The organism is Patulibacter americanus DSM 16676 (genome assembly GCF_000420025.1).
Taxonomy (GTDB): domain Bacteria; phylum Actinomycetota; class Thermoleophilia; order Solirubrobacterales; family Solirubrobacteraceae; genus Patulibacter; species Patulibacter americanus.
In genome coordinates this window covers 213,586-226,615 of sequence record NZ_ATUD01000006.1, presented here as the reverse complement: position 1 = coordinate 226,615, position 13,030 = coordinate 213,586, and the positions used below count along the sequence as shown (strand labels likewise).

The following is a 13,030-nucleotide window of genomic DNA, read 5'->3' as shown; positions in this document are numbered from 1 at the left end:
CGTCGTCCGCCACCATGGAGGGCGATGCCCGCCTCGCGCCCCGCCGACCGCCGCCCCGCCGCCGGCCGGGTCGCGGCGGCGCTACGGGCGCTCGCGACCGCGGCAGGCGCCCGACGGTGGGTGGCGGTGCGCGCGGCCGTCGCCGTCGGCCTGCCCCTCGTCCTCGGGCTCGCGACGGGTCACGTGGCGGAGGGCGGTCAAGCGGCGCTCGGCAGCTTCGTCGCGGTCTACGGCGGCGACCTGCCCTACCGCCGGCGCGCCGGGCTGCTCGCCCTCGTCGGCGTGGCGTTGACCGTCGCGATGGGCCTGGGCACGCTCGTCGCCGGCAGCGTCGTCCTGACCTGCGCGGTAGGAGCGGTGCTCGCGATCGTCTCGGCGCTCGGCGCCCTGGCGCTGCGGGTCGGGCCGCCGCGGGAGTACTTCGTGATCCTGACGTTCCTGCTGGCCACGACGCTCCCGGTCGACGCGTCCGCGGCTCCCTCCCGCGCGGCGCTGGTCCTGGGTGGCGGCGTGCTGGCGTGGCTCGTCGCGATGGTGCCCTGGGCCCTGCGCCGACCCGGCCCGGAGGGCGCCGCGACCCGTCGCGCCCACGGGGCCGTGGCCGGGCTGCTCGCCGCCGTCGGCACCCCGCGGGCGCAGGACGCCGGGCACGACGCGATCGTCGCGGTGCGCGCCGCGCTCGAGACCACGGACGGCGCCACGAGCGCCGACGGCCTGTGCTGGTCGCGCCGGGTGCTCGCCGCCGAGCTGCTGCTCGAGTCGGCGCTGGCGCTCGAGGTCGAGGGCTCGGGGCCGCTCGACGCGCGCTGGGCGGCCGGTCTGCGCGCCCTGGCCGACGGCACCGCCCCGGGGCCGTTCCCGGACGCCCCGACGCTGCCGGCGGGCCCGCGGTTGGCGCACGCCGCCGCCGTCGCGCGCGACGCCTGGGCGTCCGACCCGGTGCCGCGCCCGGGCGAGCCCGCCGAGCTCGACCCGCGCTGGCGCGCCCCGCTGGGCTGGTCGCTGCGCCGCGGCTCCCCGCACCGGCGCGTCGCACTGCGCATCGGGCTGGCCGTCCTGGCGGGCCTGGCGGTCGGGCACGCTCTCGGCCTGGACCACCCCTCCTGGGTCGCCGCGAGCGCCGTGGCCGTCCTGCAGGGCTCGTCGCTGACCGTGGCGCGCCAGCGCGGGGCGCACCGCGCGGTCGGCACGGCGCTGGGCGTCGTCGTCGCGGGCGCCATCTTCGCGCTCGACCCGTCCGACGCGGTGAAGATCGCCCTCATCGTCGTGCTGCAGCTCGGGATCGAGGCGGTGATCGTCGCGAGCTACGGGCTGGCGGTCACCGCGATCACGCCGCTCGTCCTGCTCCTCATCAGCGTCTCGGGCGCCGGCCGGACCGTCGAGGGGCTGCTCGACGTGCGCCTCGTCGACACGCTCGTGGGCTGCGCCGTCGCCGCCGTGCTGGTGCTGCTCACACGGCCACGCGCGTCGGCCGGCCACCTGCCCGACGCGCAGGCCGAGGCGATCCGCGCGGCCGCCGCGGTGCTCGTGCCGATGGTGACCCCGGGCGCCACCCGCGGCGGACTGCTCGCGGGCCGCCGGCGGGTCCACGACGCGATCGTCCGCCTGCGCGCCGCCGAGGCCGACGCGGTCGGCGACGCTCTGCGCCGCGACCCTCGCGACGACGCCCGCTGGCCGCTGACGTCGACGGTCGACCGCCTCGCGCGCCTGGCCCTCACGGTGCCCGCGACCCCGGAGACGGCCGACGGCAGCGTCGACCCGCGGCTCGTAGACGCCACCCTCCAGGACTACGCCGCCCGGGCCGCGGGGCGCGTCCCCGACGGCTCCCTGCCGGAGCCGCCGCGGCTTCCGGGGCTGCCGCGCACGACGGACACGCTCGCCGAACTGCACCGCCGCCTGGACGAGCTCGCGCCGGTCGCGGGCTGAGCGGCGGACTCCCCGGACGGGCCGCACGGCCCGCTCGCCCTCACCCGGCTCGATCCGTCCGCAGCTCGGTGATCACCCGACCCGCGGCGTCGAGTCCGAGCAGGGGCAGCCCGTCCCGCCGCAGGAGCGCCTTCTGCTCCCTCTCGCCCGCCCAGATCCCGGCGACGAAGACGCGGGCGCCGCCGGCGATCGCCGTCGAACCCGGCGATCCCGAGCCGGCGACGGTCACCGTCGTGACGAGCGGGTGGGCCATCCCCCACGTGACGACGGCGTGCGGTCGCGCGCGGTGCTCCGAGACGCCGAGCTCCACGGAGAACACCGCGAACGGCGCGAGCGCCGGGGCCTCGCCGGCCATGGCGTCGAGCTCTTCCCCGGCGTCCTCCCAGGGGTCGTCGGCCTCCTCCACCCACGATGTCCCCGCGGCGTCGCGCAGTCCGACCGCGACCCCGAACCGCAGGACGCCGTCGTGCGGCCGACGGAGCCAGAGGGCCGCGACACCCCGGCCGTCCTCCCACCGCGCCAGGGGACGGGCGACGGGACCCGTCACGTCCTCCAGCACGGGGCACCCCTCAGGGGCGTCCGCGAAGACCGCCGAGAAGGTGCCGCTGCTCATGCACCTCAACCTAGCCGCACGGCCCTGCGCCGGGTTGACGCGTCCAACCCGCGGGTACGAGCCGCTCAGGGGCGGCCGTCGGCCGCCCCGTCCGCACCCGACCCTGGAGGACCCCCATGTCCGACAACGTCTACCGCACCATCAAGGTCACCGGCAGCTCCACGGAGGGCGTCGACGACGCCATCCGCAAGGCGATCGTCGCCACGAGCAAGTCCGTCGACCACGTCGAGTGGTTCGACGTCACGTCCGTCCGCGGGCACGTCACCGACGGCACCGTCGAGCACTTCCAGGTCACGCTCGACATCGGGCACCGCGTCACCGAGGTGTAGCCCTCGCGGCGCGCCGCGTAAGGTGGTGCGCCGGATGTGTCTCTCGCCCGAGGTCGACTTCGTCGCCGGCACCGCGATCGCCGGCGTGGGCGTCGCCACCCTGATGGCCGTGCGGCGGCCGCGCGACCTCGTGATCGGGGCGCTGCCCCTGGGGTTCGGGCTGCACCAGATCACGGAGGGCTTCGTCTGGCTCGGCCTCCGCGGCCAGGTCTCCCCCGCCCTCGGAGACGCGGCCCGCGACGCCTACGTGATCTACGCGCAGGCGATCCTGCCGATGCTCGTGCCGATCGGGTTCGCGCTGCTCGAGCGCGACGCCCGCCGGCGGCGCTGGCTGTGGCCGTTCGTCGTGCTCGGCGTGCTCACGGGCCTCTTCCTGCTCTGGCAGGTCACCCACTGGCCGATCCTCGCCGAGGAGCGCGCCCACTGCGTCGCCTACACGACCCACACCCCCTACGCGATCCCCAGTGCGACGGCCTACGTGCTCGCGGTCTGCGCGCCCGCGCTGCTCTCGAGCCGCCGCCACCTGCGGACGTTCGGGATCGTGAACGTCGTCGGCCTGGCCTTCGCGGCGACGCTGCAGGAGGAGGAGTTCACCTCGGTCTGGTGCCTCTACGCCGCGGTGATGAGCGTGCTGATCCTGGCCCACTTCCGGCGGGAGCGGGCGGGGCCGGACGAGGTCGATCCGCCGGGACCGACACCGACCGCGGGAGACGGGGCGGCCGGTCGCCCTCGCGGTGGCGGACCGTCGATCACGCCCTCCTCGCCGACGTAGGACCGCGACCAAGGGGCGCCGGTCGGGCCCTGCACCGCGTGCGGGAGGCGGCCCGGCGCAGTCCTCAGCCGCGCCGGGCCTCCGTCCGCGCGGCGCCGCCCACGCCCGTGGCCTCCTCGAGCACGTCCGAGACGCGGTGCGCGAGCGCCGGCCACGACCACGTCTCGCGGGCGACACGGCGCGCGGCGATGCCGCGGCGCGCGCGCTCCTCGCCGTCGTCCACGGCCACGACGATCGCGTCGGCCAGGCCGGCCTCGTCGTCCGGCTCGACGAGCCAACCCGTGCGCTGGGGGTCGACGATGTCGGCCGGGCCGAAGCGGTCGACCGCGATCGCCGGCAGTCCGCAGGCCATGCCCTCCACCAGCACGAGCCCGAACTGCTCGCGGACGGACGCGAGCGCCTGCAGGTCGGCGGCGTTGAGGAACGCGGGCAGCTCGTCGTGGTCGTGCCAGCCGGCGAGGAACACGCGCTCGGCCCCGCTGGCTTCGATCGCCTGCAGCGGATGCTCGTCCTCCCACTCCCCCGGGTGGCCGCCGACGATCACGAGCGCTGCCGGCCGGCGCGTGCGGCGCTGGGCCCGCGCGAAGGCCCGCACGAGCAGCCCCAGCCGCTTGACCGCGGTGTAGCGGCCGACGGCGAGGACGACGACGGCGTCCTCGAGCTCCGCGACCTGCTCGGCGGTGTAGGCGACGCTCCCCGCCTCCTCGCCGGGAGCCCAGCCCCGCGGGTGCGCCACGAGCTGGTCGTGCCAGAACGCGCCACGGTCGACGGGCGCCGGGCGGAAGGTGTCCGGCTCGAACCCGTTGGGGACGACGACGCACGCCGACGCGGGCACGCCGAGCAGCTCCGTGGCGCGCCCGACCTGGGAGGGCGAGAGCACCAGCAGGCGCGCGCAGGTGCGTGCCCAGCGGCGCATCCGGGCCGCCCATGCCTGCGCGTGGGGCCACTCCTCCGGCGCGCCCGCGGCGATCTGCTCGAGCAGCAGCAGCTCCGTGCCGTGCAGGTGGCCGACGACCGGCACCTCCGGGGCCACGCGGGCGGCGGCCTCGTTCAGCGGCGTCAGGTGGTGCAGGTGCAGCACGCTCGCGTCCGCCGCGTCGACGGCCTCCAGCGCCCGGGACCAGGCCGCCACGTGCTGCTCGTACTCGTCCTCGTCGATGCGGGCGAAGCACCGGTCCGGCGCGCCGGGACGGTCCTCGAACGAGCCCTGCATCGGGGCGTCGCCCGCCGCGAAGTCGACCGCGTGGACGTCGAGGCCCGCGTAGAAGGCACGGGCGTCGCCGAACCCGCCGCCCAGGGACCCGGAGAGGAGCGTCACGTCCCAGCCGTCGCGCGGTAGGCCACCCGCCAGCGCGCGGGCCACGTGGGACGACCCGCCGCGCGGAAAGAAGTACAGACCGTTCACGACGCGCACCCCTCGATGCTACGGCCCGCGGGTCGAGCGGCTCGGCCCCGGGGTGGCAGGCGCGCGCTTCAGGCGCCTTCGAAGACCAGCGCCGTGGCGATCCCACGGCCGCCCGGGAGCGGGACACCGTGCGCCTGGCGCGGGACGTTGCGCAGGGTGCCGCCGGAGACGAGGCTCGTCGAGCCGCCGCCATCGAGGTTCAGCGCGTCGCGGGCGCCGAGGCCCAGCAGCACCGCGGTGAGCTCGCCGAGCGTCAGGCCGGCCTCGTCGTCGGCGCGGCCGTCGCACGCCACGGCGATCAGGCGGTCGTGGTCCACGCCGAGCGCGGCGCGCGGGTGGCGGCCGTCCGTGATGTCGGAGTCGAACTGGGCGGCGCCGGCGGAGAAGCCCTCCGGGGCGATGTCGACGGGCCAGCCGTCGCGCACGAGCAGCGGGCCGGCCTGCAGCAGGTCGCCGGCCGGCGCGGCGGGCAGCTCGCCGCGGCGCGTCACCGAGACGTCCGTGCCGTCGGCGTGCACGCAGGCGCGCAGGCCGTCCCACGGGGCGAGGAACGGCACGTGGTCCAGCGCCTCGCCGGCCGCGCGCAGCTCGCCGAGGGGCCGGCCGCCACCCACCACCCCGGGCGCGACGGCCGGGTCGCGCAGGAAGAAGCCGCCGACGAGCGCCTCGGTGACGCCCTCCGCGGCGCACCAGGCGGCGAGCGGGGTCAGGCCGGGGAGGCGGCGCACCCGCAGCCGCACGTCGCGGCGGGCGTGCTCGGCGACGTGGACGGTCGTGACGCCGCCGTCGGCCAACGGGACGCGCAGCGTGCGCGTCAGGGGCGAGGCGACCTCGCGGGGCTCCGTCGTGCGCAGCAGCACAGGTCGCAGGATGATGCCCGACCGGGCCCCGGAGGTGAACCCCCGGTGACCACGTGCAGGCGATCACCCGGCGCGGACCGTCCGCGCCGGGGTCGCACCTCACTCCGCCGGTGCGGGCTCCCGCACGCGGGCCAGGAGCGACTCGAGGTCGTAGCCGTCGTCGAGCCGGACCCCGTCGAGGAAGAGCGTCGGCGTGGCGACCACGCCGGAGCGCGCCGCGCTGTCCAGGTCGGCCTGGACCGCGGGCCCCCGGACGTGGTGGCGCAGGTCGTCGGCCAGCCGGTCGGCGTCCAGGCCGGCCTCGCGCCCGATCTCGAGCAGGTCGGCCGGGCCCAGGTCGTCGCCGATCGGGTGCGCCAGCAGGCGACGGTGCATGGGCCAGAACCGCCCCTGCGCCGCACCGGCGAGCGCGGCTTCGGCCGCCAGCGTCGCCCCGGGGTGCGCGTCCTCGATCGGCAGCTGGCGCGCCACGAACCGCACGCGGTCGTGGGCGCGCTCCCGCAGCTCGGCGAGCACGGGGGCCAGCGCCCGGGTGCCGCCGCACTCGTAGTCGCCGTAGACGACGAGGGTGTGGGGCGCCTCGATCGGCCCCAGGATGCGATCGTGCGCGGGGTCGACCGGCGGGTCGAGCGGGAGGACCTTCGCCGGCTCGGGGTCGGCGCCGCGACGGGCCAGGCCGATCAGGCCGATCGCAGCCGCGAGGACGGACGCCACGAGCACGCCGACCTTCGCCTCGTCGCGGAGCGCCTGCTCCGTGAAGGCCAGGTCGGCGACGAACAGCGAGACCGTGAAGCCGATGCCCGCGAGGGCCGCGGCCCCGGGCAGGTGCCCGCGGTGCATGCCGTGCGGCAGCGGGCCGACGCCGACGCGCACCGCCATGGCGGTGCTCAGCGCGATGCCGATCCCCTTGCCCGCGACGAGGCCGACGATGACGCCGATCGTGATCGGGGACGTCAGCGCGTTTTGCAGCGCGTCGCCGCCGAGGGGCACGCCGGCGTTGGCGAGCGCGAAGAGCGGGATGACGAGGTAGCTCGTCCAGGGGTGGATCGAGGCCGTGAAGCGCTCGTTCGGCGAGACCGCCGCGCCGATCTCGAGCACCGCGGCGCGGCCGCTGGCCGGCGTCGGGGTCTGGCGGAAGATGCGGGAGACGCTCGCGGCGCGCTCGATGTCGGCGCGCTGCGGCGGATGCACCGCCGTGAGCAGCCCCATCACCACGCCGGCGATGGTCGGGTGCACACCGGACTCGAGCGTGGCGACCCACAGGAAGATGCCGGCCACGAGGTACGCGGGACCACGCCACGGCGGCGTGAACCGGCGCAGCACGACGATCGCCACGAGGATGCCGCCCGCGGCGGCCAGCGCCGTGAGGTTGATCGACTCGGCGTAGAAGATCGCGATGACGATGATCGCGCCGATGTCGTCGACGATCGCGAGGGTGAGCAGGAACACCCGCACGCCCGAGGGCACGCGGTCGCCCAGGATGGCGAGGGCGCCGAGGACGAACGCGATGTCCGTCGCCATGACGATGCCCCAGCCGTGCGCGCCGGGGCCGCCGGCGTTGATCGCGAAGTAGAGGAGCGCCGGGACGACCATCCCGGCGAGCGCGGCGATCGCGGGGACGGCGGCGGCCCGACGGTCCCGCAGCTCGCCGAGGATCATCTCGCGCCGGATCTCGAGCCCGACGACGTAGAAGAAGAACGCCATCAGGCCGTCGTTGACCCAGTGACCGAGGGTCTCGTCGATGTGCGCGCCGGCGAGGTCGATCTTGAGGTGCGCGCCCCACAGGTCCTCGTACGAGCTCGCCAGGGGCGAGTTGGCCCACACGAGCGCGACGACGGTCGCGAAGAGCAGGAGGCCTGCGGACCCGGTCTCGGTGGCGAGGAACGCGCGTAGTCCGCGCGAGCTGCGCTCGGTCCAGGGCGTGCGGTTGACGGGGCCGCGGGGCGGCGAGTGCTCGGTGCTCACGGGGACTTTCGGGGTCGACGACGAGTGTCGCCGACCAGTCTTCCCGGCACACCCCACTGGCATGGTACGGACCCGAGGGCACCGAAGGGCGGCACGGGGGGCTCGGCCGGGAGCCCGCGCGGACCCGTGCCGCAGGCCGCGCGGCCGACGGGGGACGGTGCGGCGCCCAGCCGCCGGTCAGTCGCCCTGGTCGGTCCGCCCCGCACGGGCGTCGTGGTCGAGGAACCCGTCCGGGTCCGCGACGAGGACCCAGCCGCCGACGACGAACGCGAGCATGCAGGCGATGCCCGCCATCAGCGTGAGCGTGTGGTCGAAGGCGACCATCAGCAGCACGCCGAGCACGAGCAGCGCGGGGACGAGCCGGCGCAGGGAGCGGGTGCGGGCCGGGCTCACCGGGAGCGCCCCTGTCCGTCGCCGTCGCCCGCGTCGAGCGGGCGGAAGCGCTGGTCGAGCGGTTCGTAGCGCTGGTCCAGCGTGCCGTTCAGGACGAGCCGGAACAGCAACCACAGGGAGGGCGTGAGCACCACCACCGCGATCGCGGTCGAGATCAGGAGCGCCTGCAGGGTGGCGTCGCCGGCGGCGGCCTGCTCGATCGTCAACGCGCCCGGCAGGAACGCGGGCTGCTGGGCGACCGCCCACGCCCCGACGAGGCACACGACGGCCGCGGCGGCGGTCAGGCGCGCGAGCCCGAACCGCTCCGTTCGGACGACGATCGCGAGCGTGGCCACCCCGGCCGCCGCGGAGGCCACGGCGAGCACGAGGGCCCAGCCGTGGGTCAGGCCGTCGAACAACGGGCGCGCGTCCCCGCGCAGGACGACGAGGCCGGCCAACGCCAACCCGCCGGTCACGATCCCGGCGCCCACCGCGCGGCGACGGAACGCGCGCACGAGCTGCGGCTGCTCCGCGCGGACGGCGTCGGCGCAGAGGAAGACCGCCGCGAGGTACGCGCCGATCGCCACGGACAGCACGCCGATGAGGACGCCGGTCGGGTTCAGCCAGGCGCCGACCGGGTCCCCGGCGGCGTTGCCCACCGGCACCCGCCCGGAGGCGACGGCGCCGACCGTCGCGCCCAGCGCGAAGGGGACCAGCACGGAGGAGCTCGAGAACAGCCCGCCGAGCACCCGGGCCTCCGCGATCGTCGCCGCCTCGCCCCGGAACGCGAACGCGGCGCCGCGGAAGATGATCCCGATGGCCGCCGCCGACAGCGGCACATAGAGCGTCGACATCACGGAGCCGAACGCGACGGGGAAGCCCGTCCAGAAGACCGTGAGGATGAGGATGAGCCACACGTGGTTGGCCTCCCACACCGGACTCATGGAGCGCTGCACCAGGCCCCGGATCGGCCCGCCCCGCTCGGCGCCGCCGGCCGTCAGGTCCCAGAACCCACCGCCGAAGTCGGCACCCGCGAGCACGACGTAGGCCGTGAGGCCCAGAAGGATCGTCCCGGCGCACAGCTCGGCCATCAGTCCGCCGCCCCGGACGCGGTCGCGCCGTCCCGCCCGCCGTCGGACGGCCGTTGGTGCTCGGGCAGCTCCTGCTCCGGGGGACGCTGCGCGAGCCGGCGGAGCAGCCACAGCAGTCCCGCGCCCAGGGACGCGTAGACCACGCACAGCACCGCGAGCCCGACCGGCAGACCGCCCGCGTCCGTCACGGCCTCCGTCGAGCGCATGTAGCCGTAGACGATCCACGGCTGGCGCCCGACCTCGGTGGTGATCCACCCCGAGATCAACGCGACGATCGCGAACGGCCCGGCGGCCACGACGGCGCGGTAGAACCACGGCGACCGCGGCAGCCGCCCCCGACGCCACCACAGGACGAGGTACCACAGCCCAAGCGCAACGAGCGCCGTGCCGATGGCGATCATGGTCTGGAACGCATAGCGGACGACGTTGACCGCATCGGGCCGCTCGTCGGGCGGCACCGCGTCGAGGCCCTGCACCGTGGCGTTCGGGTCGTGCTTGGCGAGCAGCGACAGGAGCTTCGGCACCCCGATGCCGTACCGGACCTGGCCCGTCTCGGCGTCGTAGACACCGAGCGCGTGGAACGGCGCCCCCTCCTCCGTCCGCCCGAGGCCCTCCATGGCCGCGAGCTTCACGGGCTGCTTCTCGGCGACCTCCCGACCGGCCCAGTCGCCCACGACGACCTGGACCGGGGCGGCGAGCGCCGCGATCGTCAGCGGGATGATCAGCCCCGCGCGGTGGTAGCGGGTCCGGCGCCCCTTGAGCCACCCGTGGGCGTAGACGCCGGCTACGACGAACCCGCACACGAGGTAGCCCGCCAGGTACATGTGGACCAGTTCGTGCCACACGAAGCCGCGGCCGAAGAGCGCCTCCCAGGGCCGGGCCTCCGTGACGCGGCCGTTCGCGAACTCGAACCCGCCCGGATGGTTCATCCAGGCGTTGACCGCGATGACCATCAGGGACCCGGTGACGCCGGCGATCGCGATCGGGATCCCGGTGAGGAAGTGCGCCCGCTTCGACAGCCGGTCCCAGCCGTAGACGTAGATCGCGATGAAGATGCCCTCGACGAAGAACGAGATCCCCTCGAGCGTGAAGCCCAGCCCGAAGACCTCGCCGAACGTGCTCATGAAGTTCGGCCACAGCAGCCCGAACTCGAAGGAGAGGATGGTCCCCGTCACGACGCCGACGGCGAACAGCACCAGCATGACCTTCGACCAGCGCTTCGCCAGCGCCTTGTAGAGCGGGTCGCCGGTCCGCAGGTACAGCGCCTCCGTGAAGAGCACGATGGTGGGCCAGGCGATGCCGAAGCACACCAACGGGATGTGCACCGCCAGCGAGAGCGCCTGCATGTTGCGCGCGATCAGCATGTCGGGCTGATCCGGGGTCCCCAGCGCGCCGGCGGCGGCGAGGATGGTGTCGGGGCCGAGCATGGGTCGAGCGGCCGGCGGACGACTCCGGCGCGGCGGGACCGGTTGTACCAGCGACTCGGGCCCGTCTCTGCAGTCGGACGACGGTCCTTCATGCCCCGCGGGGCGGGACGGCGGGCCACCCGCGGCGGGCGGGCCGGCGGCGACGAGATCCGCCCGGGTGTCCGCACGCCACCGAACGGGCACGCACCCCCCCGGGAGTACGCGGGGACGGCCGCGCCACGCGTACCCCGCGGTGTCCGTATGCGGTGCCCGGCGTCGGAACGGCGCCGGGCATCGCCCGGTTCGTCGCCCCGGGGCCCCGCGCCTCCGTCCGCCCGGGCGGGTCCGGACGGGCCGTCCGCGGCCCGCCCGTCGCATGGAACGCCCCTCCCGGGGTAGGTGAACCGACACGGTCGTCCATCGGGGCGACCGCCGAGACGTAGAGGAGCGACATGCCGCACGAATCGCAGGTGGTGGGCTGGCCCGGCCGGACCCTGTTCGACGCCGACGGATCCAAGGTCGGCAAGATCGAGGACGTCTTCGCGGACGAGCGCACCGGCCGACCCGCGTGGGCGACGGTCTCCTCCGGCCTCTTCGGCCGCCGGCACCACTTCGTCCCGATCGAGCACGCGCGCGAGGTCGAGGACGGCGTCGCCGTCCCGGTCGCGGGGCAGCTCGTGAAGGGCGCCCCGAACGTCGACGCCGACGGCGACCTCAGCCGCGACGACGAGCGCGCGCTCTACCGCCACTACGGCATGGACGAGGGCGACCTCGACGCCCCCGGCGCGCACACCGCCGCGCCGGCCGTCGACGCGGACCACGACGGCCGCGACGACCGCACGGAGCACGACGCGGACCACGACGGCCGCGACGACCGCACGGAGCACGACGCCGACCGCGAGGCCCACGGCTACACGCACCACGACGAGCGCACGCGCCACGACGCGGACGGGGACGGGGACGGCCGCGACGACCGCGCCGAGTCCCGTCACGACGCGGACGGCGACGGCCGGGACGACCGCACCGAGGGTCGCGGCGCCGCCGTCGGGCTGGCCGGGGCCGGGGCCGCCGCCGGGACCGCCCGGGGCGCGCACCGCGCCGACGGCGAAGACGGCCGCGACCACGGGTCCCCGGACGACGGTGCCCGGGACCAGGGCGCCGGCGACCGCGACGACGCCCGCGGCTCCGGCGTCCCCCCGACGCTGCAGGCCGACGCCACGACGGAGGCCCTCGCCCGCGCCGAGCGCGAGCGCCTGGCCGCCGCGGAGGCCGAGCACGACCGCCTGGCCGCCCGCCCCACCGCGCCGCCGGCGCACGAGCCCGTGCTCGACCGCGAGCTGGCGCAGCAGGACCTCTCCGTCGCCCCGGCCCGCGACGAGCGACCCGGCCGTGACGACGCCGTCGGCCGCGACGCCGCGGCGGGCGAGCGCCGCGCGTCCGAGCGCGATCCGTCCGGCCCGGCCGCGGGTCTGCCGACCGACCACCCCGTGCCGGAGGCCGACCGTGACGCGCCCCGCGGCGGCACGGCCGGCTCCCCCGGCTCTGACTCCCCCGCCTCCGGCACGCCCGGCGTCGGCACCCGCCTGCGCCGCCTCGCGCGCTCCATCTCCCCCTCCTCGAAGGACGACCACCATGGCTGAGCACCCCACCGCCGGTGACGAGCGCCCCGTCGCCGCCCGTCGCATCGACATCACGAACGCCCCAGAGCACGAGCGGGAGTCCGACGGTCTGTCGCCACGCGACGTCCGGGCCCGTCAGCGCGAGAAGTTCGGCGGGTTCCACCTCGGGCCCGCCATCTTCGGCTGGCTCGTGGCGATCGGCATCTCCGTCATCCTCGCCGCGATCCTGAGCGCCGCCGGCGCCGCCATCGGCCTGACGAGCTCGGACACCCAGGTGAGCGGCAGCGACGCCGACACGATCGGCATCGTCGGGGGCGTCCTGCTCCTGCTGGTGTTCCTCGTCGCCTACTACTGCGGCGGCTACGTGGCCGGGCGCATGGTGCGCTTCGACGGGGCCCGCCAGGGCTTCGGCACCTGGCTCATCGGCATCGTCATCACGATCATCCTCGGCGTCCTCGGTGCGATCGCGGGCTCGAAGTACAACGTGTTCGAGAAGCTCAACCTGCCGAGCATCCCGCTCGACGACACGAAGCTCACCACGGGTGGCGCCATCGCCGCCGCCGCGATCCTCATCGGCTCGCTCGTCGCTGCGGTGCTGGGCGGCAAGGCCGGCGAGGCCTTCCACCGCCGCATCGACCGCGCCGGGGTCTGAGGCCCCGGCAGCACGCGGAG

The 13,030-nt window shown here is 76.1% G+C and carries 12 protein-coding genes; 5 read left to right on the top strand and 7 right to left on the bottom strand.

Annotated elements, in window-relative coordinates:
• The first annotated feature begins 24 nt into the window (after positions 1-24).
• A complete protein-coding gene (locus tag F593_RS0112030) occupies positions 25-1,926 on the top strand; it encodes an FUSC family protein (RefSeq protein ID WP_022929006.1) in 1,902 nt (633 codons plus the stop codon).
• A 40-nt stretch (positions 1,927-1,966) separates the two neighbouring features.
• On the opposite strand, the gene F593_RS0112025 is transcribed toward F593_RS0112030, so the two are convergent.
• Complete coding sequence (locus tag F593_RS0112025; RefSeq protein ID WP_022929005.1) at positions 1,967-2,539, bottom strand: hypothetical protein; 573 nt, start codon at positions 2,537-2,539, stop codon at positions 1,967-1,969.
• A gap of 116 nt (positions 2,540-2,655) precedes the next feature.
• On the opposite strand from F593_RS0112025, the gene F593_RS0112020 reads away from it, so the two are divergent.
• Positions 2,656-2,868 (top strand): dodecin, encoded by a 213-nt coding sequence (locus F593_RS0112020; protein ID WP_022929004.1) that lies wholly within the window; start codon positions 2,656-2,658, stop codon positions 2,866-2,868.
• A 34-nt stretch (positions 2,869-2,902) separates the two neighbouring features.
• The gene (locus F593_RS24735; RefSeq protein WP_022929003.1) at positions 2,903-3,640 is read left to right on the top strand and encodes a DUF6629 family protein; all 738 of its coding nucleotides are present in this window, start codon (positions 2,903-2,905) and stop codon (positions 3,638-3,640) included.
• 64 nt (positions 3,641-3,704) lie between these two features.
• On the opposite strand, the gene F593_RS28315 is transcribed toward F593_RS24735, so the two are convergent.
• The 6 genes from F593_RS28315 to F593_RS24710 form a co-directional block, all read right to left on the bottom strand.
• Complete coding sequence (locus F593_RS28315; RefSeq protein ID WP_022929002.1) at positions 3,705-5,054, bottom strand: glycosyltransferase family 4 protein; 1,350 nt, start codon at positions 5,052-5,054, stop codon at positions 3,705-3,707.
• Between the two features lie 59 nt (positions 5,055-5,113).
• Entirely contained in the window at positions 5,114-5,905 is a 792-nt protein-coding gene (locus F593_RS28310; protein ID WP_022929001.1) for a phosphodiester glycosidase family protein, read from the bottom strand.
• A 99-nt stretch (positions 5,906-6,004) separates the two neighbouring features.
• The gene (gene nhaA, locus F593_RS24720; RefSeq protein WP_022929000.1) at positions 6,005-7,870 is read right to left on the bottom strand and encodes a Na+/H+ antiporter NhaA; all 1,866 of its coding nucleotides are present in this window, start codon (positions 7,868-7,870) and stop codon (positions 6,005-6,007) included.
• A 177-nt stretch (positions 7,871-8,047) separates the two neighbouring features.
• On the bottom strand, positions 8,048-8,263 hold the full coding sequence (locus tag F593_RS0111995; RefSeq protein ID WP_022928999.1) for a hypothetical protein: 216 nt from the start codon (positions 8,261-8,263) through the stop codon (positions 8,048-8,050).
• Positions 8,260-9,333: a cytochrome d ubiquinol oxidase subunit II gene (locus F593_RS24715; RefSeq protein ID WP_022928998.1), complete on the bottom strand. Its 1,074-nt coding sequence runs from the start codon at positions 9,331-9,333 to the stop codon at positions 8,260-8,262. The genes F593_RS0111995 and F593_RS24715 overlap by 4 nt, the downstream gene beginning before the upstream one ends.
• On the bottom strand, positions 9,333-10,760 hold the full coding sequence (locus tag F593_RS24710) for a cytochrome ubiquinol oxidase subunit I (RefSeq protein ID WP_022928997.1): 1,428 nt from the start codon (positions 10,758-10,760) through the stop codon (positions 9,333-9,335). The genes F593_RS24715 and F593_RS24710 overlap by 1 nt, the downstream gene beginning before the upstream one ends.
• Before the next feature lie 431 nt (positions 10,761-11,191).
• Between F593_RS24710 and F593_RS28305 the strand changes: the two genes are divergently transcribed.
• Together F593_RS28305 and F593_RS24700 are read left to right on the top strand one after the other, a co-directional pair.
• The gene (locus F593_RS28305; protein ID WP_084629939.1) at positions 11,192-12,379 is read left to right on the top strand and encodes a PRC-barrel domain-containing protein; all 1,188 of its coding nucleotides are present in this window, start codon (positions 11,192-11,194) and stop codon (positions 12,377-12,379) included.
• Positions 12,372-13,010, top strand: a complete 639-nt coding sequence (locus tag F593_RS24700; RefSeq protein ID WP_022928995.1) for a hypothetical protein — start codon at positions 12,372-12,374, stop codon at positions 13,008-13,010. Before F593_RS28305 ends, F593_RS24700 begins: the two co-directional genes overlap by 8 nt.
• Positions 13,011-13,030 lie beyond the last annotated feature (20 nt).

Bases quoted from the DNA above. Each gene is read 5' to 3' on its own strand.
- F593_RS0112030 (WP_022929006.1), top strand. From the start codon at position 25: ATGCCCGCCTCGCGCCCCGCCGACCGCCGCCCCGCCGCCGGCCGGGTC.
- F593_RS0112025 (WP_022929005.1), bottom strand. From the start codon at position 2,539: ATGAGCAGCGGCACCTTCTCGGCGGTCTTCGCGGACGCCCCTGAGGGG.
- F593_RS0112020 (WP_022929004.1), top strand. From the start codon at position 2,656: ATGTCCGACAACGTCTACCGCACCATCAAGGTCACCGGCAGCTCCACG.
- F593_RS24735 (WP_022929003.1), top strand. From the start codon at position 2,903: ATGTGTCTCTCGCCCGAGGTCGACTTCGTCGCCGGCACCGCGATCGCC.
- F593_RS24715 (WP_022928998.1), bottom strand. From the start codon at position 9,333: ATGGCCGAGCTGTGCGCCGGGACGATCCTTCTGGGCCTCACGGCCTAC.
- F593_RS24710 (WP_022928997.1), bottom strand. From the start codon at position 10,760: ATGCTCGGCCCCGACACCATCCTCGCCGCCGCCGGCGCGCTGGGGACC.
- F593_RS28305 (WP_084629939.1), top strand. From the start codon at position 11,192: ATGCCGCACGAATCGCAGGTGGTGGGCTGGCCCGGCCGGACCCTGTTC.
- F593_RS24700 (WP_022928995.1), top strand. From the start codon at position 12,372: ATGGCTGAGCACCCCACCGCCGGTGACGAGCGCCCCGTCGCCGCCCGT.